The sequence below is a fragment of the Paracoccus sp. (in: a-proteobacteria) genome, assembly GCF_030538755.1.
Taxonomy (GTDB): domain Bacteria; phylum Pseudomonadota; class Alphaproteobacteria; order Rhodobacterales; family Rhodobacteraceae; genus Paracoccus.
In genome coordinates this window covers 1-20,232 of the sequence record NZ_JAUNTJ010000013.1, presented here as the reverse complement: position 1 = coordinate 20,232, position 20,232 = coordinate 1, and the positions used below count along the sequence as shown (strand labels likewise).

Sequence of the window (20,232 nt, the reverse complement as noted above, 5' to 3'; positions counted from 1 at the left end):
CATGACCCCAAGGGCAGAGCTTGCAATCTGATTTTGCCCGTGGGGGGCCAAGATGCGACATCCCGCTGGGGACCAGCCCCGGCACGGGAAACTCGTTTTGCAAAAGCCGCCGATTTGATTGCCGCTGCATCTTGCGCCGGGCGAGGGCTTGGGCTATTCCCTGCCCCGCTGCGGGTGTAGTTCAGTGGTAGAACGTCAGCTTCCCAAGCTGAATGTCGTCGGTTCGATCCCGATCACCCGCTCCATTCCTTACCATAAGCAGGCTTGGGTTCTGGCCATCACCGGATGATGCGCCGTGCCGCAATGGCACGGCACCGCGTCAGCCGTAGTAGTAATACTGGCTGTCTGCGCCCTGATGGCGACATTTGTTCAGGACGACGCCCAGAACTTCGGTCTGTCCGGCCAGTTCGCGTTCGCATTCGTCCAGATCCTCGATAGAGGTCTGACCGGCTGCGGCGATAATCATCACCGAATCCGTCTTGTCCATAAAGCTCATGGTGTCATCGCTGACCTTGAAGGGCGGCAGGTCAAAGATCATGATGGTCGGCTGGTATCGCGCCTGAAGCTGGTCAATGGAATCGGCCAGAACCCCGGATTGCAGCAGTTCTGCCGATTCCGAAACGCGGGCAGTCATCCCGATGGCCAGATTCGGGCGTGGGCGGAACAGGTGATCCTGTGGCGCGGCAACACCGGCCAACGAACGGGAAAAGTCAAAACCCTGCTGAATATTCAGGATCTTGCGGAACGACGGGCGGCGCATGTCGAGTTCGATAACCATGACCCGCGCGCCCTCTTGCCGGGCAAGGCCAAAGCCAAGGTTCAGCGCGATTGTGCTTTTGCCGCAGGACGGGCCGGGCGAGGTGATGGCCAGACGTGTCCAGCCCTTGCCCTGCATCCGCTGCAAAACGCGGGTGCGCAGCTTGTCGAACTCGATCGCCTCGCTGCCCTTGCCGACAGAGACGATGCGATTGTCGATCAGCAATTCGTCGCTGATCGGGATTTCGCGCAACTCGCCCCACGCCTCGGCCACGGTTTCGGGGACAGGCGCCGAAACGGCCGCCGGAGTTGCGGGCGCACCGGCCAGTTCCTGCCGCGAGGCGCGGGCCTTGGCGATGGCGGATTGAAGACGTTCCATGATTCAGCCCTTTCCGCCTAGACCTTGAGGACGCCGGTCAGACCAGACATCGCCGAACGGAACGGCAGGTTGTCCATGACCCTATCCATCAATAGATCCAGCGGCGTTACAAATTCGTTAATCAGCCACAATCCCAACGGAAGGCCGATGATGACAAGTGCAGCAATGCCCACGAACATCATCTTGCGGCGCGCAATTTCGCCGCGCGTGCGCATATAGGACAGCGAAGCCAGCGGCACGATGTCCAGCCTGTTCACGATGTCAGCCGGACGGCGAATCGAATTGTTCAACAGCTCCAGCAGCGCGATCAGGGCAAAACCCAGCAGCATCCCGCCACCGACACCCGCCGCAACCAGACGTTTGCGATTGGGCCGGAACGGCTCTTCCGGGGGAACGGCCTGTTCGACGATGGAAATCCGTTCGCCTTTGGACAGCGCCTCGATCAGATCGCCGGTTTCGGCGCGCGCGCGATTCGCGACGGCGCGGTCGTATTGGGTCCGCACGTTATCATAATCCCGCTGGAGCGTTTCCAGCGTGACGGCATTGGCCGGGGTCGCCTCGATGGTTTGGCTGAGGCGCGCAATGTCGGCTTCAAGACGCTCTTTTTCGGTCAGCACGCCGCGGATCTGCGTGTCCAGATCGGCAATCTGAATATCGACCGGCGTCATCGGCGTGCCTTCGGGCAGCGCCGCGCCGGCAGCCGCAGCGGCATCGGCATCTTGCTGGGCGACGATTTCTTCCAGCGAGGCGATGCGTTCGCGCAGCACACGGACGCGCGGGTTTTCGACATTGGTGCCGCCCGTCGCCCCCGCATAGCGTTCGCGCAGGCGCGCCAGTTCACGGGCCTCGGGCGTCATGTTTTCAGCGTTGCCCGTGGTCTGATACTGGCCCGTCGCGTCAAACAGCGCCCGGACGCTGTCACGGCGGGACACCAGCGACTGTTCCTGCGTTTCCAGTTGCAGCAGGCGGGCCTGCGCGTTGGAATACTGGCTGCGGCGGAACTCCAGACTGTCGGGCAGCGCCTCTTTGTTCTGTTCCTGAAAATCCACGATCCGGGAACGGCGGTCGGCCAGTTCGCGCTCAAGGCGCTGAACCTCTTGCGCAAAGAATTGCAGGGTCTGGCCACTGACGCCCGTGCGCATCCGCACGTTTTCGTCCAGAATCAGGGTGACGATTTCGTTCGTCACAGCCGCAGCCATCTGCCCGGTCGGCGCGACAAAGCCAACCTGAACAGTCGTGACCGAGGTGGCATTCCGCCCGGCAGGCGCGCCGCCGCTGATCGTCATCTGGATGCGGTCGCGCATATCCTGCACGATCTCATCCGGGCGCAGCGCCGTTTCGGGGCTGCGCTGGCGGTCGGCATAGATGTTCATGCGGTTGGCCATATCCAGCATGTTATCGCGCGACAGAATGCGCTGCTGAATGATCTGCAACTGCTCGAACGCACGGGTATGCACGGTCGAGGCGGCCAAATCGTCAGGAATCTGTTCGGATTCAACGACCAGCCGGGCGCGCGCCATGTATTCGGGCGCCATCAACAGCGCAAAGGTGATGCCAATCGCAGCACCCAGCACCGTCAGCAGGATGAAATAGTGGATACGCCGAAGAAACAGCGAAAAGTAGAACCGGACTTCCTGAATCACTGGACAATACTCGAACGGGAGACGGGATTGACGACGCGCAACGGCTCACCACTGGTCAGCCCGCCGCCGAAGAACACGCCATCGTTGATGACCTCGTTTACGGTGTCTTCCGTAACGGTCCCCGCCTCGGCTGTGAAGGCATAGACAAGCGAAAGATCACACAACTGGTTTACCAGCCGTGGAACCCCGCCGGTATGGGCATGGATCGCGGCGCAGGCGCCGGGCGTGAACAGATCGGGCGAGCCGCCCGCGACCGTCAGACGATGGGCGATATAGTCGCGCACAACGCTTTCGGTCATCGGGCCGATGTGGAAACCGGCGGCAACGCGCTGCGCGAACTGGGTCATGTCGGGGCGGCGCACGATGTCGCGCAGTTCTGGCTGGCCGACCAGAATCAGTTGCAGCAACTCGTCCTTTTCCGAGTTGATGTTGGTCAGCATCCGCAGTTCTTCCAGCGCGTCCCGGCCAAGGTTCTGCGCCTCGTCAAAGATCAGCACCACGCGGCGGCCGGCGGCGTATTCGGCGATGATGAATTCCTGCAAGCGCGAGAACAGATCGACGTAAGACTGGTCCGCGCTGGTCGCAACGTCCAGCGCGTGCAGCACCCAACGCAGCAACTGGTCTGGCTGACCGTGCGCGTTCGACACCAGGCCGATGCGCACGTCCTGATCCATCACCCGCAGCAGATGACGCAGCAGCGTCGTCTTGCCAGCACCGACATCGCCCGTCAAAAGGGTGATCGGCGCCTTGGTCAGGATGCCGTATTCCAGAATCGAGAAAGCCCGTCGGTGCGCCGGCCCCCAGAACAGAAAGTCGGGGTCAGGCACCAGATTGAACGGCCTGTGGGTCAGGCCGAAGTGCGTGGTGTAAATATCGATTTCGTTACTCATCAACTCGGCCCGTCCGTGGTTCCTGACATTCCTGCCTGCGGGCATTTCCGCCGCCCGACCGGGCAGCGCGCCCTGCCTCATACCCGCTGGCCATCACACCGACAAGCAGCATATCTATAAAGTTTAATCTTTGATCTTCACCAGATCGTGCACATCCACCCTAAGGTTGAGTCATGCGCTAGCATAAACAGTCTTTTTGCACAACATGTTGATGGCGCAGGGGTTAAATCTGCCGATCGCAGATTGTGCAACGGTGGTTTTCCGCCTATGCATGGCTGGAAATGCTGCAAGTGCATTACAATCCCCGTGCGGGTATGTTAACTAAAGATTGAATCAAGTTCGACTGAACTGACATTCCACGTGACGAGTAAGCCGGTTCGGGAGTATGCTGTGAACAACAGTTCGAAGTCGTTTGTAATAAGTTCGGATGTAACCATGCCCAGTTTCGGCATTTCAAACCAGATGAATAAAACCCTGCGTAAGCAAGGGTCTGACGCCTTTCTCTCGATCACGTCGGATGAGCGGCGCGCCGTTGTCACGAATCGCCTGGCCGAAGCTGGCCCGCACGGTCGTGCGGCCCTTCCCCAGCCCGGCGGTGCAGCGATGGCCTTTACGGCCGGTCCGCAGCAGGACAATGAGGCGCAGGGCAAGATCTATCGCCGCGGGATCAAGCGTGCGCTGGATGTGTTCCTGATTCTCTTGTCCCTGCCAATCGTGCTGCCGGTCGTGGCCTTTATGGCGCTTTTGGTGGCCCGTGATGGCGGCAAGCCGTTCTACAGTCAGGACCGGATCGGGCGCGGCGGCAAGGTTTACCGGATCTGGAAACTGCGCACGATGGTGCATGATGCCGATGCCCGGCTGGACGCCTATCTGCGCGAAAACCCGGTTCTGCGCGAACAGTGGCTGACCAAGCAAAAGCTGCTGGACGATCCGCGCATCACCCGGATCGGGCGCATCCTGCGCAAGACCTCGCTTGACGAATTGCCGCAGCTTTTCAACGTCTTCAAAGGCGATATGAGCCTTGTCGGCCCGCGCCCCATGATGGTGTCGCAAAAGGAAATGTATCCGGGCAGCGCCTATTACCGGCTGCGCCCCGGCATCACCGGCCTGTGGCAGGTGTCCGACCGCAACGAGACCCGTTTTTCGGAACGTGCGTGGTATGACGAAGAATATGATCGCAGCCTGTCGTTCATGACCGATCTGTCGATTCTGCTGGCAACCTTCCGGGTGGTGCTGCGCGGCACCGGCCACTAAGACAATCACAATTTCGTGAAAGGCGGCTGTTCTTGCCAGAACAGCCGCCTTTTTTCACGTCTTGTTCACCCCTGACGTGACACATAGGCGAAATCTCGTCATATAAGCGGTGTATCCAGTCGCTTCAGGAGTTTTCGATGCGCCCCACTCGTCTTGTTCTTGCCTTAACCGCCGTGCTGGCGCTTGGTGCCTGCGAAAGCTCGAAAGACAAGGCCGAGCGGTATTATCAATCGGCCATGACGCTGCTTGAAGCGGGCGACATCGACCGGGCAACCGTCGAATTGCGCAACGTTTTTCGCTATGATGGCGCCCATTACGCAGCGCGCAAACAACTGGCCGACCTGCTGATTCAGCGCGGCAACGCACGTGAAGGCTATTCTCAACTGCTGCGGCTGGCTGAACAGTATCCGCAGGATGCTGCGGTGCGGCGTCAGCTTGCCGATATGGCAATCACATTGGGCAACTGGGACGAAGCCGAGCGCCACGGGCGCGAGGCCGAGCGGCTGGAACCCGGCAACCCGGAACTGGACACGATTCTTCTGGCGCTGGATTATCGCAAGGCGGCGCTGGCCCGCGACACCGCCGCACAGGCCGATGTGATTCAGCGCGCGCGCACGCAACTGACCGATGATCCGGGTAACGTGATGCTGCTGCGTCTTTTGGCCTCGTATTACGTTGAAAACCAACAACAGGCCGATGCGCTGGAAATGGCTGATGCGCTGATCGCCGCCGAGCCTGATTCGATTGAACCGGCGATGCTGAAACTGGGCTTGCTCGGACGCGAAGATGATGACGCCGCAACTGAAGCGCATCTGAACTGGATGATCGGGCATTTCCCTGGCGACACTCAGGTAATGGCCACGCAGGCAGCGTGGTATGTTGCCAAGAATCGGCTGGATGATGCCGAACAGATCTGGCGCCACATGGCCGATCAGGCCGAAGATGGTTCCGATGCCAGCATGGGCCTGATCCAGTTCATGGAACGCTATCACGGCAGCGAAGCCGCGCTGGCCGAGACCGAGCGTCTTTCCCAGGCCGCACAAGACGACGCCGGACGTCAGATCTATGATTCGATGCGCGCCTACTATATGTTCAACTTGGGACAGCGCGATGCGTCGATCGAGCTGCTGCGCAGCACGCTGAACAACGCCCAGCCTTCGGCGCAGACCAACCGGCTGCGCGCCATGCTTGCCGGGATGCTGTTGAATCAGGGCCAGACCGAAGAAGCCGACCGCTTGGTGCAAGAGGTGCTGGACGCCGATTCGACCAACATCTTTGCGCTGCGCGTCAAAGCCGAATCGCTGATGAACAACGGCCGCGCCAACGAAGCGATCATCGAGTTGCGCCGCGCATTGGATCAGGCACCGCGCGATCTGGACACGCTGAACCTGCTGGCAACCGCCTATGAGCGCGCCGGGAACCGCCAGTTGATGGGCGAAACGCTGGCTTCTGCGGTGGATATTTCAGCGGCGGCCCCCGAAACATCCGTCCGCTATGCCGCCTTTCTGATTCAGGACAACCGCCGCGCCGCCGCACGCACGGTGATTGATGATGCGCTGCGCAATACCCCCTCTGATACCGCCCTGCTGACAACCGCCGGGCGCATGGCGGTCGAGGATCAGGCATGGGGGCGCGTAACCGAAATCGCGGCCCAGCTTGAGGCCGTTCAGAACAACGCCGCCGCACAGGCCGCAGCCAGCGCGCTGCGCAGTGAAGCCATGCTGCGGCAGGGCCGCGTGGACGAAGGCCTGGCATTGCTGCAACAGCGTGCCGATGAAGGTCAGGGCAACCGCGCCGCCGTTCTGTCGCTGATCCGCGCGCGCGTCATGGCCGGCCAGCACGCCGAGGCGCGCGGCTATCTGGATGGGCTGCTGGCCGAAACCCCCGACGATGCCGAACTTCAGTTGATTAACTCGGGCCTGCTGCTGTCCGAGGGCAAACTCGCCGAAGCCGAACAGGTTCTGCGTGATGTGATCGCAGCAAATCCTCAGGCACCCGGCCCTGTTCAACTGCTGTATGGGCAGTTGGTCGCTCAGGAGCGGGCTGACGATGCAAATGCGGTGCTGACCGATGCGCTGTCCCGTATGCCGGACGACGCCCGCCTTAACATGATCCATGCGTCGGTTCTGGAACGCGACGGTCAGATCGACGGCGCGTTGGCAATCTATGAAAAGCTGTATGCCGCCAACCCCGCCGACACGGTGCTGGCCAATAATGTCGCCAGCCTGTTGGCAACATGGCGGCGCGATCCTGAAAGTCTGGCGCGCGCGACGGCTGCTGCTCAACGGTTGCGCGGCACCACTGTTCCGCCGTTTCAGGATACTTATGGCTGGATCGCCTATCTGAACAACAACGCCGAAGAGGGCCTGCCCTATCTGGAACGTGCTGTTCAGGGCCTGCCAGAAGATCCGCTGGTCCGTTTCCACTTGGGGATGACTCAGGCGCGCCTTGGCCAGAACGAGGCGGCGCGGGCCAGCCTGACCACCGCTCTGGAGCTGGCGGGCGATCAGGAACTGCCGCAAATGGCCGAAGCGCGCGAGATGCTGGCAACGCTGGATGGCACGGCCGACGGTCAGGCCGCGCCAGCCGGACAATGATCCATGCTGCTTAAGATGAACGCGCGGGATATTCGCAACGCTGCGGCGTCCCGCGCGGCTTTTGCGCTATGATCGGCAAGCTGTTCCGCCGGATCAGACCAGGCCACAATCCATCAGAGGACTGGACTGCTCCGCTGCCCCGCCCCTCGCGGCCCGTCTGCCTGATCGGGGATATTCACGGGCAGTTGGGTCTGCTGGAAGATTTACTTGCGCAGATTGCCATCCAGCCCGGCTATAAAACGGCGCGCATCGTGGTCTTGGGCGACATGATCGACCGTGGCCCCGACAGTGCCGCCGTTATCGCGCGGTTGATGGCCCAAAAGCGGACAGAACCGGATCGCTGGATCTGCCTTATGGGCAACCACGAAAGGATGATGCTGGATTTTCTGGCCGATCCGGCAAAGGCACATCGCTGGCTGCGGCATGGCGCGGATGCCACGCTGTTGTCCTATCGCGTCAACACCACGCCAGACCGGCCGCAACTGACCGCACAAGAACTGCGCCGCAATATGCCTACGGAACAGTATGACTGGCTGAACAGCTTGCCGCTGATCTGGCAGGGTGAGCCAGACCTTGCAGCCGTCCACGCCGCAGCAGACCCGTCACGCGGGCTTGATCGTCAAAAAGATCACGATCTGCTGTGGGGCCATGCCGATTTCGCGACCAAGCCGCGCCGCGATGGATACTGGATCGCGCATGGGCATATCATCACCCCCGAACCCGTTGCCCATTCAGGCCGAATCTCGGTCGATACGGGGGCGTGGCGCAATGGCGTTCTGACAGCCGCATGGCTGGATGCAGACGGGCTGCGGTTCCTTCAGGCCAAAGGGCACACCAGCGCAGGAATAGCCGCCAAACCCGCTTTCACGTCCGATCAAGCGCCGCTCATTTTACGCAAATAGGTCCATGTCGGCACGCGCGCGCCACGGGCAACCGACCAGCTTTCAGCGTCGCCCAGATACTCAAAGCCACAATTCGTCAGGACACGCGCCGAGCCGGGATTATCCTGAAACGCCTCGGCAAACAGCGTGCGCGAGCCATGCGGATTGACCTCGACCAAGGCCGCCACCGCCTCGGTTGCAAAGCCGGTATTCCAGAAGCCGGCACCGATCCAAAAGCCCAGTTCCGACTGCGCCCCCTCCATCCGGGTCAGAGAAACGACGCCCAGAACCTCGGTCAATGCCTGTTCGGAACCATCGATGGCCCAGACATCTTCATTCCGCTCGGGCGACATGGCGCGTTTGACAAAGACTTCTGATGCGCCGGGGGGAAGCGGATGCGGGATGGCGCGCGTCCCCTCGGCCACGCGCCGGTCAGCAGTGTAATGCGCAATCAACCCGACATCCGACCCGCGCAGCGGGCGAAGAATGAACCGTTCGGTCCTGATAATCGGCTGTTCCGTGACGGCCTGCATGATTGCTGTCTCCCTCTCCTCATTGCCACGTCCGCGTCCCCTTCGCTGACATAGGCAAAAGCAAAAGGACCGGCAGCGCCGGTCCCCTGCTGTAACACGAATGTGTTAAGACCGGCTTACTCGGCAGCCTCGATCATGGCCGGAGTCACCGAAATAAAGGTGCGGCCTTTCAGGCCCTTGTGGAACGTCACCTGACCGTCGGTCAGCGCGAACAGGGTGTGATCCTTGCCCATGCCGACATTGGCGCCCGGCCACCATTTGGTGCCGCGCTGACGAACGATGATGTTGCCGGCGATGGCTTCTTGCCCGCCGAACAGCTTGACCCCCAGACGGCGGCCCGCGGAATCGCGACCGTTGCGCGAGGAACCGCCTGCTTTTTTATGTGCCATATCTTTTGGTCCTTCTTACGCTTGGGTTTCGGTGGCGGTGTCGCGGGTGCGCGCGCCAACGGCAGCCTTGACGCCGGTTTTATCTGCGCCCTTGTCCAGCACGTCGGTCACGCGGATCAGCGTCAGTTGCTGACGGTGGCCACGGGTCCGCTGGCTGGAGTGCTTGCGGCGACGCTTGACAAAGGTGATGACCTTGTCGGCCTTGATCTGGTCAACGACCTCGGCCTGAACGCAGGCCCCGGCGACCAGCGGCGCGCCCAGCGTGCTGCCGACCATCAGAATGTCGTTGAACTGAACCTTGTCGCCAGCTTCGGCGGCCAGTTTTTCCACGCGCAGCACATCGCCTGCCTGCACTTTGTATTGCTTGCCGCCGGTTTTCAGAACCGCAAACATCCGCTCATCCTTACATTTCCGCGTCCTTTGGCCCCTGCGATTGCAGGCGTTTGTTGCCACGGACAGCGCACCCGGATCAAAGGGTGGTGTTGAAAATAACGCACCGGCCAAGGGCAGATGCCCGGCCGGTCGCGTGTATATGGCGGATTCGCCCCCGCAAGTCAAGCAATCCTTAGTCGGTGGCAGGTTCCATGATTTCTACCTCGGCCCCGTCGCGGATCGCGGTATAAAAGCATGACCGCCGGTTGGTGTGGCAGGCAGGCCCCGTCTGATCGACGATCAGCAACAGGCAGTCGCGGTCGCAATCCACCCGCATTTCAACCAGCCGCTGCACATGACCGCTGCTTTCGCCCTTGACCCAGAACGACTGCCGCGAGCGCGACCAATAGGTGACGCGCCCGGTTTCCAGCGTCCGCGCGACCGCCTGCGCGTTCATCCAGGCCATCATCAGCACTTCGCCGGTTTGTGATTGCGCAATGGCCGGGATCAGGCCCGAGGCATCGAAACGCAGGCTGGCAGGGTCGAACATCGGCTTTCCTTTCGTGATACGCGCCCCTATCTAGGATGCAATCATTGGGGGCACCATGTCCGATCAAGACCTTATGCAGCTTTATTCGCGGCGCATTCTGGCGCTGACGGCGGCGATTCCGCATCTGGGCCGCCTGCCCGCCCCGCAAGGCAGCGCAATGCGCCGGTCGCCGCAATGCGGATCGACGGTCACGGTGGATGTCGTGCTGGACGGCGGCAAAGTCACCGATTTTGCGCAAGAGGTGCGGGCCTGCGCGCTGGGGCAGGCATCGGCGGCGGTTCTGGGGTCTGCCGTCATTGGCCACACCCGCGACGAAATCGCCGCCGCCCGCGATGCGCTGGAGGCGATGCTGAAACGTGGTGGCCCCGTGCCCGGTGCCCCTTTTGAGGCGCTGGAAGCCCTGTCGCCTGCACGCGATTTCCCCAACCGCCATGCCTCGATCCTGCTGGCGTGGGATGCGACGCTGGCGGCGCTTGATACGGCCCAAGCCACCGCCGCCTGATGAAAAAGCCGGCCCGCGACGGGGCCGGTCAAAGTTGCGCGTCGCGGGGACAGAAACGGCGCACAGGCGATGGCACCAAAGCAACGCGGGGCAGAAATCACACGCCAAACAAGGCAGGCAACCAGAACATAACGACAGTCGTCACCGACAGTGCGGCGGCACCCAGAATATCGGACATAAGCTCGCGGGTCATAGCATGGCTCCTTCCTTGATGTTCTCATCTTGTTCTCACATCGCCCGCGGCTTGTAAAGAACTTTTTGAGAACATTCAGCCGACGCCAATCAGTTTGACCGCTTTTTCCTGCTCCATCAGCCACATCAGCAACCGCACTGCCTGCCCCCGCGCGCTGTCCAGCGTGGGATCGCGTTCCAGCAGGGCGCGGGCATCCTGCCGCGCCATCGCCATCAGCCCGGCCTGCCGTTCCAGATCAGCCACGCGGAACCGGGGCAGACCGGACTGCGCCGTGCCGATCACATCCCCTGCCCCGCGCATTTCCAGATCGGTTTCGGCGATGCGAAAGCCGTCTTCGGTTTCGCGCATGATTTCAAGACGCTGCGCAGCATAACCCGACAGCGGCGGATGATACATCAGCACGCAGGTCGAGGCCTCAGACCCGCGCCCGACCCGCCCGCGCAACTGGTGCAACTGCGCCAGACCGAAACTTTCGGCGCGTTCGATAACCATGATCGTCGCCTCGGGCACGTCCACGCCGACCTCGATCACCGTGGTCGCAACCAGCAAGCGCGCCCGGCCCGCGATAAAGTCGGCCATCGCCGCGTCGCGCGCCTCGACCGGCATCTGGCCGTGGATCAGGCGCACCACATCGCCAAACTGCGCCCTCAGCGCCTGAAACCGGGCCTCGGCGGCGGTCAGATCGCTGACCTCGCTTTCCTCGACCAGCGGGCAGACCCAATAGGCGCGCGCCCCGCCATCAAGCGCGGCGCGCAGCCGGGCCGTCACCTGATCCAGCCGCTGATCCGAGATCATCACCGTGGTGATCGGCTGCCGCCCGGCAGGCTTTTCGTCCAGCACCGACAAGTCCAGATCGCCATATTGCGACAGCGCCAGACTGCGCGGAATCGGCGTCGCCGTCATCACCAGCATATCCGGCGGCGCCACGCCCTTGGCCGACAGTTCCAGCCGCTGCGCCACGCCAAAGCGGTGCTGTTCGTCGATAATCGCCAGCCGCAGGTCGTGAAATTCGACCTCGGGCTGAATCACGGCGTGGGTGCCGACCAGAATGCCGATCCGCCCCTGCCGCAGATCCTCCAGAATCGCCGCGCGGCCTTCGCCCTTGTCGCGCCCGGTCAGCGCAGCCAGCCGCACCCCGGCCGCGCGGGCCAATGGCTCTAACGCGCGGGCGTGCTGACGGGCCAGAATCTCGGTCGGAGCCATCAGCACCGCCTGCCCGCCCGCCTCGACCGCGACCAGCGCCGACAACAGCGCGACCAAGGTTTTCCCTGCCCCGACATCGCCTTGCAGCAGCCGGTTCATCCGCTGGTCGCTGGCCATATCGGCGGCAATTTCAGCCACGGCACGGGCCTGCGCGCCGGTCATCGGCCATGGCAGACTGTCGATCACACGCGACCGCAGGCGCCCGTCGCCCGCACTGGCACGCCCCTTGCTGCGCCGTTTGTCGCGGCGCACCAGCGCCAGCGTCATCTGATGCGCGAACAATTCGTCATAGGCCAGCCGCGCGCGGGGCAAAGCGGCGGGCGACAGGTCGCCCATCCCCGTCGGCGCATGGGCCGCCGCCAAAGCGTCCCGCCACGATGGCCAGCCCTGCGCGGCAATCACCGCCGGATCAATCCATTCGGGCGGGTCGGGCGCACGGTCCAGCGCAGCCGCCGCTGCACGCGCCATGACCTTTTGCGTCAGACCGGCGGACAGCGGGTAAACCGGCTCGAAATCGGCGGGCGGCGGGTCGGTGTCGCGCAGGATATGGTCGGGGTGAACCATCTGCGCCATGCCGTCGAACAGTTCGACCTTGCCGCTGATGATGCGCCGCTGGCCGATGGGCAGTTGCGCGGCGATCCAATCCGTGCGCGGGTGAAAGAACACCAGCGCCACATCGGCCACGCCATCGCTGCACAGCACGCGAAACGGACGCCCGCGCGCCGTGGGCGGGGCGTGGCGGGTGACAGTTACCGCCACCGTCACCATTTCGGGCGGGCGGGCGTCGGCCAGCCGTGTCAGAGGCCGCCGCTGCACCCCGCCCGATGGCAGGGTCAGCAACAGATCGCGCGGGCGTTCGACCCCCAACTGCGCCAAGGCCTGCGCCGCCTTGGGGCCAATACCGGGCAAGGTCTCGGCCGAGGCAAACAGCGGAAACAGCGCAGGAGGGCGGCCTTTGGGTTGATCGGTCATCCCGTCGCGATCGCCAGCCATTCGTCTTCGTCAATGATGCGGATGCCCAGATCCTCGGCCTTTTTCGCCTTGGACCCAGCCCCCGGCCCCGCCACGACCAGATCGGTTTTCGCACTGACCGAACCGGCGACCTTGGCGCCCAAAGCCTCGGCCCGCGCCTTGGCCTCGGCTCGCGTCATCTTTTCCAGCGAGCCGGTGAACACGATGGTCAGCCCCGCCACCGGGCTGTCTTGCGCAGAGTGGGCATCGGCGGGCTGCACATCCAGTTCCGCGATCAGCCGGTCGATCACCGCCCGTTCGCTGGGCTGGTGAAAGGCCGTGACCAGCGATTGCGCCAGAACCGCGCCAAGCCCGTCGATCCCGGTCAGATCATCCCAGGCCGCCCGTGCTGCATCGGGCAGCGGCGGGTCGGACCAGATGCGGTCGCGCGTTTCGGCAATACGGGCACGGCGGCCTTGCGCGGCGGCCTGTGCGCGTTCGGTGGCAACGGCTTCATCGGCGGCAATGTGGCGTTCGGCGGCGGGCACGGCGGCGTCCATCGCGGCGATCAGCGTGGGCAGATCGCCAAAATGCCGCGCCAATGTCGCGGCGGCAACTTCGCCCACATGGCGAATGCCAAGCGCAAAGATCAGCCGCGCCAAGGGGATCGCGCGCCGTTCCTCGATCGCGGCGAACAGTTTTTCGGCGGACCGTTCGCCAAAGCCATCGCGGTTCTTCAGCCGCGACAGGTTCGCCTCGTCCCGCGCCGCCAGCGTAAAGATGTCAGCCGGTTCCCGGATCGGCAGCGTGTCATCGGCAAAGAACATCTCGATCTGTTTGGCACCCAGACCCTCGATGTCAAAGGCGGCGCGGCTGACGAAATGTTTCAGCTTTTCAATCGCCTGCGCCGGGCAGGCCAGCCCCCCCGTGCAACGGCGCACGGAATCGCCGGGTTCGCGGATCGCTTCGGACCCGCAGGCGGGGCAATGGTCGGGGAACGGGTAGGGCGCAGGGTTCGTGCGCTGCGACTGATCCACCGCAGCAACCTTGGGGATCACGTCCCCCGCGCGATACACCTGCACCCAGTCTCCGGGGCGGATGTCGGTGTCGCGGATCTGTGCGCCGCTGCTGTCGCGCCCGGCGATATAATCTTCGTTATGCAAGGTGGCGTTGGACACGACGACCCCGCCCACCGTCACCGGCTGAAGCCGCGCCACGGGGGACAGCGCGCCGGTGCGGCCCACCTGAATGTCGATGGAATCCAGCCGCGTCCAGGCCAGTTCGGCAGGAAATTTATGCGCCAAGGCCCAACGCGGCGTGGTCGAGCGGAACCCCAGCCGCGCCTGATAGGACAGGTCGTCCACCTTATACACCACGCCGTCGATGTCATAGCCCAGCGTGGCGCGCTGTTGCTCGATCCCGGCCCAGATGGCCAGCATGGCATCGGTGCCGTCGCAAAGCTGCATCAACGGGTTGGTCTGAAACCCGAAATCAGCCAGCCGCGCCACCGCGCCTGATTGCGTGTCGGCCAGCGGCGCAGACAGCTCGCCCCAGCCATAGGCGAAAAAGCGCAGCGGGCGCGCCGCCGTGATCGCCGGGTCGAGTTGCCGCAAAGACCCGGCCGCCGCATTGCGCGGGTTAGCGAATGTGCGGGGGCCGGTGTCGTTCAGGCGCGCGAAATCGGCGTGGGTCATGTAAACCTCGCCGCGCACCTCAAGCACGTCGGGCGCGTCGGGCGGCAGGGTTTCGGGAATATCGGCAATCGTGCGGGCGTTGGCGGTGACGTTTTCCCCGACCGAGCCATCCCCGCGCGTCGCCGCCTGCACCAGCCGCCCGCCCTCGTATCGCAGCGACAGCGAAAGGCCGTCGATCTTGGGTTCGGCGGTAAACTTCAGCGGCGCGTCGGCAGGCAGGTTCAGAAAGCTGCGGATGCGGGCGCAGAAATCCGTCACGTCAGCGTCAGAGAACGCATTTCCCAGCGACATCATCCGTTGCCGATGCGTCACCTTGCCAAAGCCCTCGGCCGGGGCGGCCCCCACCTGATCGCTGGGGCTGTCGTGCTGTTTCAGATCGGGAAACGCCGCCTCAAGCGCGGCAAGTTCGCGTTTCAGCGCATCGTAATCGGCATCGCTGATCGTCGGCGCGTCGTGCCGGTGATAATCCTGGTTCGCCTGTGCGATCCGTGCGGTCAGGTCGTTGATGCGGGCCGCAGCCTCGGCGGTGGTCAGATCGGTGGTCATCTGGTCGTCCGGGTTCTGTCTGTTCGCCTTTAGGTCGGCCATTTTGCGTCAGGGCACAATGGCCATGCGCGCAGAATCCGGCAAAAGCCCCTGCCCGACCCTGACAAAGCCAGAGCAGGCACAGAAAATGGCGGCCGGTCAACCCGGCCAGCCGCTGTCAGTGGCAAGCGCCGACCCGCATCAACGGGCCAGCGCAGGCACCATTCAGGCACCGATCGCCAGCCGTTCCTCATCCGCGGGCGAGGGATCGCGCAGCACATATCCGCGCCCCCAGACGGTTTCGATATGGTTCGCCCCGCCCAAAGCCTCGGTCAGCTTTTTGCGCAGCTTGCAGATGAACACGTCGATGATCTTGAGTTCGGGTTCGTCCATGCCGCCATAAAGGTGGTTCAGGAACATTTCCTTGGTCAGCGTGGTGCCCTTGCGCAGGCTCAGCAGTTCAAGGATCTGGTATTCCTTGCCGGTCAGGTTGACCGCGCGGCCATTCACCTCGACCGAGCGGGCGTCGAGGTTCACGGTCAGATCGCCGGTCTGGATGATGGCCTGACTGTGCCCCTTGGAGCGGCGGATGATCGCCTGAATCCGCGCGACCAGTTCCTCGCGCACAAAGGGCTTGGTCATGTAATCATCAGCGCCAAAGCCAAAGCCGCGCAGCTTGCTTTCGGTATCGTCCGAGCCGGTCAGGATCAGGATCGGCGTGTCGATACGCGACATCCGCAGGTGACGCAGCACCTCCATCCCGTGCATGTCGGGCAGGTCCAGATCCAGCAGGATCAGGTCGTAGTCATACAGTTTCGCCAGGTCGATGCCTTCTTCCCCCATGTCGGTGCGGAAGACATTATAGTTGGCGGCAGACAACATCAGCTCGATCGCGCGGGCTGTGCTGTGTTCGTCCTCAACGAGCAAGATGCGCATTTTGATTCCCTTAAGGTGTTCTTTCCCCGTCAGGGTGCAGACAAATGGTTAATATCTGGTTACCTTTCGGATAGTTTTTGCGCAATCGGCAATTTATGGTTGCCGGAACTTTTGCAGCGCCGTCACCTTGAGCGCCCGTGCCCCATGCCGTTCGATGGCGCTGACCCAACTGTCGAATTCCTCTTCTGACAGGTCATAACGGCGAATCGCCTCATCCCGCGAAATCAGGCCGTGGGCCACGGCATGAACCACCACAGCCTTGCGGCTGGCGACCCAGCGCGTATTGACGGGAGGCAGATCGACAATCGACAGAATGCTGCCATCGGGCAGCGTAACGGTGCGGGGGCCATAGCTTTTTTTCACGAACATTCGCCTGTCCTTTGAACTGTTGCCAAGGACCATCGCGGAAATCGGTTAAATCCCGGTTGAACAAAAGCAGAATCCGCCCCCACCACGGGTTGAGAATGCACAGCATTTGACTATATTTTGCCTCAACTCCGGCCCGATGGCCCCAAAGGTTCACCCGATGAGCATGACAACCGACCCACGCGCCGCTGCGCGCGACAGCGAATTGAACAGCCTTGGTTTCGCCAAACCGCCCTCGGAAACGCGGGTTGTCGTGGCGATGTCGGGCGGCGTGGACAGTTCGGCAGTGGCGGCGCTGCTGAAGGATCAGGGCTACGATGTCATCGGCGTGACCTTGCAGCTTTACGATCACGGCGCGGCCTTGGCGAAAAAAGGTGCGTGCTGTGCAGGTCAAGACATCCACGATGCCCGCCGGGTGGCAGAGCGGATGGGGTTTCCGCACTATGTGCTTGATTACGAAAACAAGTTCCGCGAATCGGTGATCGACGAATTTGCCGATGCCTATCTGGCGGGGGCGACTCCGGTTCCTTGCATTCGATGCAATGAACGGGTGAAGTTCCGCGACCTGCTGCAAACCGCGCGCGAGCTGGACGCCGATTGCATGGCGACCGGCCACTATATTCAGCGCAAGGATGGCCCACAGCGGGCCGAGCTGCACATGGCCGCCGACCCGGCCCGCGATCAAAGCTATTTTCTGTTTTCCACCACTCAGGAACAGCTTGATTTCCTGCGCTTTCCGCTGGGACACCTGCCCAGCAAGGCCGACACGCGGGCGCTGGCGGCGCAATACGGCCTGCCGGTCGCCGACAAGCCCGATTCGCAGGACATCTGCTTTGTCCCCAATGGCGATTATGCCGCCGTCATCGAAAAGCTGCGCCCCGGCGCGGCCGAGCCGGGGCAGATCGTGGACATGGACGGCACCGTTCTGGGCCAGCATCAGGGGGTGATTCACTATACCATCGGTCAGCGCCGCGGCCTTGGCATCGGCGGCCTTGCCGATCCGCTGTATGTGGTGCGGCTGGACCCCGAATCACGGCAGGTCGTTGTCGGCCCGAAATCGGCGCTGTCCGCCAGCATCGTGCCCGTGACCGAAGTCAACTGGCTGGGCGACACCCCGTTTCAGGGCGAAATCCCGGTGCGCGTCCGCATCCGTTCGACCCGCCCGCCGCGCCCGGCGATCCTGCGCCCCACCGGACCCGACCGCGCCGAGGTCGAATTGCTGGACCCGGAAGAAGGCGTCAGCCCCGGTCAGGCATGTGTGTTCTATGCGCCCGAAGGATCGCGCGTGCTGGGCGGCGGCTGGATCAGCCTGCGTCGGCGGAAAGCAGCCTGATCCGCTCGATCATCGCGCGCAGACCGTTGGACCGCTGCGAGGAAAGGTTGTCCTCCAGCCCCAGCCGGGCCAGTTCGGCGGTGGCATCAATATCGGCCACCTGCCCCACCGGAACGCCGGAATACAGCGCGTGCAGCACCGCGATCAGCCCACGCACGATCATCGCATCGCTTTCGCCCTGAAAATCGAACACGCCATCGGCGATGCGCGGCATGATCCAGACCTGACTGGCACAGCCGTCCACCTTGGTCGCTGGCACGCACAAGGCCGGGTCCATCGGCGGCATCGCCTTGCCCAGTTCGATGACGTGGCGATAGCGGTCTTCCCAGTTGTCCAGAAAGTCAAAGGTTTCGGCGATCTCTTCAAAGGCAGGGGTGGCCATGGCGGTTTCCTTTCGCCGCCAAGGATTAGACCGCGCCATCGCCAAGGTCAAAGAGGCTTTCGTCCCGCCTCGCTTTCCCCTAACACTTGGCGCGGAACGACGGGGAACTGCGATGATGAAACTGACCGCGCCTTTGCTGATCGTAACGATGGCCGCTGCCGGATGTGGCCGCCTGGGGGACAGCGCCGGGTCGCTGAACCCGCTGCGCTGGATGGGCAGCGGCGCAGGCGTGCGCACCGCCACGCTGGAGCCCGAGGGCGGCTATCGCTCGACCACGCCGGCGCGTCCGGGGATTGCCCAGATCACCGGCGCATCATGGCAACCCATCAGCGAGGGGCGGCTGCTGGTCGTCACCGGCATCGCCCCGACCAAGGGCTATTCCGGCGTGGCGCTGGTCGCCGAAACACCCGACCCGACCGGCCGCCTGCGCCCCGACGCGGACGGCGTGCTGCGCCTGCGCATGGTCGCCAACCCGCCCCAGCCCGGCACAACCGCCGCCGCCACACCCGCCAACCCTGCCGTGGACACGATCACCGCCGCCGTCGCCATCCCCAACGTGACACTGGCACGCCTGCGCCAGGTCTCCATCTCGGGTGCGGGGAATACTGTCACGCTGAACCGCTGACCTGTTGCACCCCCGCGCCCACCGGGATAATGCAGGCCGACGGAGGCGTGGCAGAGTGGTTTAATGCACCGGTCTTGAAAACCGACGTGGGTGAAAGTCCACCGTGGGTTCGAATCCCACCGCCTCCGCCATTCATCATTGATTTTATTTGCAAATTTACACCCGGCAAAGCTGCCCATAATCAGCCCACGGTGAACGATCCGCTGCAAGTTGCGCCTACATGACCGGACGCAGGGCCATTTCGGCCCCCAGCAACAGCAGAAACAGCAGGAACATCCGCCTGAAGGCGGTTGGGCTGATACGGTGGCGGAGCTTTTGGCCGGCCCACATACCCAGCAAGGCGGGACCAAGGGCCAGCAGCGACAGCCCCAGCGTGCCCGTTGCAAAAGCCCCGTGCGAACCGAGCGCGGCCGCCAAGGCCACCGTCGAGACCGTGAACGACAGGCCCAACGCCTGAACCAGATCCTCTCGGGACAGGCCAGGCGATTGCAGATAGGGCACCGCCGGGATCACGAATACGCCGGTAGCACCGCTGACGATCCCGGTCGCCGCCCCGATCATCGGCGACAGCAGAGGCTCGATCTTCGCGGGAACGGACAATTGCCGCGCCAGCAGGGTGTATCCGGCATAGATCATCAGGGCGACGCCCAGAACAACCGTGGTCCTGCCCGTATCTCCGCTGGCAAGCCAGCCTGCACCCAGCATGGTCCCAACCAGAATCGCAAGCATCATCGGTCACAGGCGGCGGGCAATGGGTCAGAACACCGGTCCGGCCAAAAGCTGCCAGACATTCGTCACGAACGAAGGCACGATCAAAAGACTGGCCGCAGCCAACGGCGAGACAAGCGCCCCAAGGGCGCCCATCGCAACGGTTGGTAACCCCATGCCGGTGATGCCTTTGACAGCCCCGGCGGTAAAAAAGGTCGCAGCGATCGCAAGGATGAAGGGTATGGAAATATCGGTCATGCTGTTGTGATACGCCGTTCCCGCATTCGCACAATGCGGGAATGCCGCAGTCAGCATTCGGCTGTTCCTAAGGCTGACGCGGCGATACGGTGCAGCCATACGGTTTGACCTGACGGATCTTCGGTTGTTTCTGGCCGTTGCCGACGCGGGCAGCATCACGCATGGCGCGGCGGATGTCGGCCTGTCCCTGGCGGCGGCCAGCGAGCAGTTGCGGGACATGGAGGCAACAGGCGGCGTAAAGCTGCTGGATCGCCAAGGGCGGGGCGTGGTCCCATACGCGCTAACTTAAGTGGTAGACGGGCGGCATCTGTC

21 protein-coding genes and 2 tRNA genes are annotated in these 20,232 nt (G+C 63.1%); 9 read left to right on the top strand and 14 right to left on the bottom strand.

What is annotated here, in order from left to right:
* Nucleotides 1–170 precede the first annotated feature (170 nt).
* Nucleotides 171–245: transfer RNA gene (locus Q4G14_RS09420), tRNA-Gly, on the top strand.
* Nucleotides 246–319: 74 nt separating this feature from the next.
* Here Q4G14_RS09420 and Q4G14_RS09415 read toward each other — a convergent pair.
* Genes Q4G14_RS09415 through Q4G14_RS09405 form a run of 3 tightly spaced genes read right to left on the bottom strand, consistent with a single transcriptional unit; the run spans nt 320 to nt 3,668 of the window.
* The gene (locus Q4G14_RS09415) at nt 320–1,135 is read right to left on the bottom strand and encodes a CpsD/CapB family tyrosine-protein kinase (protein ID WP_303361486.1); all 816 of its coding nucleotides are present in this window, start codon (nt 1,133–1,135) and stop codon (nt 320–322) included.
* Between the two features lie 17 nt (nt 1,136–1,152).
* Nucleotides 1,153–2,778, bottom strand: a complete 1,626-nt coding sequence (locus Q4G14_RS09410) for a lipopolysaccharide biosynthesis protein (RefSeq protein WP_303361485.1) — start codon at nt 2,776–2,778, stop codon at nt 1,153–1,155.
* Complete coding sequence (locus Q4G14_RS09405) at nt 2,775–3,668, bottom strand: ExeA family protein (protein ID WP_303361484.1); 894 nt, start codon at nt 3,666–3,668, stop codon at nt 2,775–2,777. Before Q4G14_RS09405 ends, Q4G14_RS09410 begins: the two co-directional genes overlap by 4 nt.
* A gap of 462 nt (nt 3,669–4,130) precedes the next feature.
* On the opposite strand from Q4G14_RS09405, the gene Q4G14_RS09400 reads away from it, so the two are divergent.
* The 3 genes from Q4G14_RS09400 (at nt 4,131) to Q4G14_RS09390 (ending at nt 8,421) form a co-directional block, all read left to right on the top strand.
* Nucleotides 4,131–4,922, top strand: a complete 792-nt coding sequence (locus Q4G14_RS09400) for a sugar transferase (protein WP_303361483.1) — start codon at nt 4,131–4,133, stop codon at nt 4,920–4,922.
* 137 nt (nt 4,923–5,059) lie between these two features.
* Nucleotides 5,060–7,519: a tetratricopeptide repeat protein gene (locus Q4G14_RS09395; protein ID WP_303361482.1), complete on the top strand. Its 2,460-nt coding sequence runs from the start codon at nt 5,060–5,062 to the stop codon at nt 7,517–7,519.
* 68 nt (nt 7,520–7,587) lie between these two features.
* Nucleotides 7,588–8,421 carry a metallophosphoesterase family protein gene (locus Q4G14_RS09390; RefSeq protein WP_303361481.1) on the top strand — a complete coding sequence of 278 codons (834 nt, stop codon included), beginning with the start codon at nt 7,588–7,590 and terminating at the stop codon, nt 8,419–8,421.
* On the opposite strand, the gene Q4G14_RS09385 is transcribed toward Q4G14_RS09390, so the two are convergent.
* The 4 genes from Q4G14_RS09385 to hisI form a co-directional block, all read right to left on the bottom strand.
* On the bottom strand, nt 8,394–8,933 hold the full coding sequence (locus tag Q4G14_RS09385; protein WP_303361480.1) for a GNAT family N-acetyltransferase: 540 nt from the start codon (nt 8,931–8,933) through the stop codon (nt 8,394–8,396). The two genes, Q4G14_RS09390 and Q4G14_RS09385, sit on opposite strands and share 28 nt — an antisense overlap.
* Before the next feature lie 116 nt (nt 8,934–9,049).
* Nucleotides 9,050–9,322, bottom strand: coding sequence for a 50S ribosomal protein L27 (gene rpmA, locus Q4G14_RS09380; RefSeq protein ID WP_303361479.1), 273 nt, complete (start codon nt 9,320–9,322; stop codon nt 9,050–9,052).
* A 15-nt stretch (nt 9,323–9,337) separates the two neighbouring features.
* Nucleotides 9,338–9,715, bottom strand: coding sequence for a 50S ribosomal protein L21 (gene rplU, locus Q4G14_RS09375; protein ID WP_303361478.1), 378 nt, complete (start codon nt 9,713–9,715; stop codon nt 9,338–9,340).
* Between the two features lie 172 nt (nt 9,716–9,887).
* A complete protein-coding gene (gene hisI, locus Q4G14_RS09370) occupies nt 9,888–10,244 on the bottom strand; it encodes a phosphoribosyl-AMP cyclohydrolase (RefSeq protein WP_303361477.1) in 357 nt (118 codons plus the stop codon).
* Between the two features lie 55 nt (nt 10,245–10,299).
* Here hisI and Q4G14_RS09365 point away from each other — a divergent pair, with 55 nt between their 5' ends.
* Nucleotides 10,300–10,746 carry an iron-sulfur cluster assembly scaffold protein gene (locus Q4G14_RS09365; RefSeq protein ID WP_303361476.1) on the top strand — a complete coding sequence of 149 codons (447 nt, stop codon included), beginning with the start codon at nt 10,300–10,302 and terminating at the stop codon, nt 10,744–10,746.
* 268 nt (nt 10,747–11,014) lie between these two features.
* Here the strand turns inward: Q4G14_RS09365 and recG are convergent, their stop codons facing one another.
* The 4 genes from recG to Q4G14_RS09345 all read right to left on the bottom strand — a co-directional run bounded on the left by recG (nt 11,015) and on the right by Q4G14_RS09345 (nt 16,617).
* A complete protein-coding gene (gene recG / locus Q4G14_RS09360) occupies nt 11,015–13,114 on the bottom strand; it encodes an ATP-dependent DNA helicase RecG (RefSeq protein WP_303361475.1) in 2,100 nt (699 codons plus the stop codon).
* Nucleotides 13,111–15,333 carry an NAD-dependent DNA ligase LigA gene (gene ligA / locus Q4G14_RS09355; protein WP_303361474.1) on the bottom strand — a complete coding sequence of 741 codons (2,223 nt, stop codon included), beginning with the start codon at nt 15,331–15,333 and terminating at the stop codon, nt 13,111–13,113. The genes recG and ligA overlap by 4 nt, the downstream gene beginning before the upstream one ends.
* Before the next feature lie 204 nt (nt 15,334–15,537).
* Nucleotides 15,538–16,248 (bottom strand): response regulator transcription factor CtrA, encoded by a 711-nt coding sequence (gene ctrA / locus Q4G14_RS09350; protein WP_303361473.1) that lies wholly within the window; start codon nt 16,246–16,248, stop codon nt 15,538–15,540.
* Between the two features lie 93 nt (nt 16,249–16,341).
* Nucleotides 16,342–16,617 (bottom strand): DUF1153 domain-containing protein, encoded by a 276-nt coding sequence (locus Q4G14_RS09345; protein ID WP_303361472.1) that lies wholly within the window; start codon nt 16,615–16,617, stop codon nt 16,342–16,344.
* A 163-nt stretch (nt 16,618–16,780) separates the two neighbouring features.
* On the opposite strand from Q4G14_RS09345, the gene mnmA reads away from it, so the two are divergent.
* Entirely contained in the window at nt 16,781–17,947 is a 1,167-nt protein-coding gene (gene mnmA, locus Q4G14_RS09340) for a tRNA 2-thiouridine(34) synthase MnmA (RefSeq protein ID WP_303361547.1), read from the top strand.
* On the opposite strand, the gene Q4G14_RS09335 is transcribed toward mnmA, so the two are convergent.
* Complete coding sequence (locus tag Q4G14_RS09335) at nt 17,919–18,329, bottom strand: SufE family protein (protein WP_303361471.1); 411 nt, start codon at nt 18,327–18,329, stop codon at nt 17,919–17,921. The genes mnmA and Q4G14_RS09335 overlap by 29 nt on opposite strands.
* Before the next feature lie 112 nt (nt 18,330–18,441).
* Here Q4G14_RS09335 and Q4G14_RS09330 point away from each other — a divergent pair, with 112 nt between their 5' ends.
* Together Q4G14_RS09330 and Q4G14_RS09325 are read left to right on the top strand one after the other, a co-directional pair.
* Nucleotides 18,442–18,954, top strand: a complete 513-nt coding sequence (locus tag Q4G14_RS09330; protein WP_303361470.1) for a hypothetical protein — start codon at nt 18,442–18,444, stop codon at nt 18,952–18,954.
* 41 nt (nt 18,955–18,995) lie between these two features.
* A tRNA-Ser gene (locus Q4G14_RS09325) sits at nt 18,996–19,085 on the top strand.
* An 85-nt stretch (nt 19,086–19,170) separates the two neighbouring features.
* Here Q4G14_RS09325 and Q4G14_RS09320 read toward each other — a convergent pair.
* Together Q4G14_RS09320 and Q4G14_RS09315 are read right to left on the bottom strand one after the other, a co-directional pair.
* On the bottom strand, nt 19,171–19,686 hold the full coding sequence (locus Q4G14_RS09320) for a sulfite exporter TauE/SafE family protein (protein ID WP_303361469.1): 516 nt from the start codon (nt 19,684–19,686) through the stop codon (nt 19,171–19,173).
* Between the two features lie 24 nt (nt 19,687–19,710).
* Entirely contained in the window at nt 19,711–19,920 is a 210-nt protein-coding gene (locus Q4G14_RS09315; RefSeq protein ID WP_303361468.1) for a hypothetical protein, read from the bottom strand.
* A gap of 55 nt (nt 19,921–19,975) precedes the next feature.
* On the opposite strand from Q4G14_RS09315, the gene Q4G14_RS09310 reads away from it, so the two are divergent.
* On the top strand, nt 19,976–20,209 hold the full coding sequence (locus Q4G14_RS09310) for a LysR family transcriptional regulator (protein ID WP_368661351.1): 234 nt from the start codon (nt 19,976–19,978) through the stop codon (nt 20,207–20,209).
* The last annotated feature ends 23 nt before the right edge of the window (nt 20,210–20,232 follow it).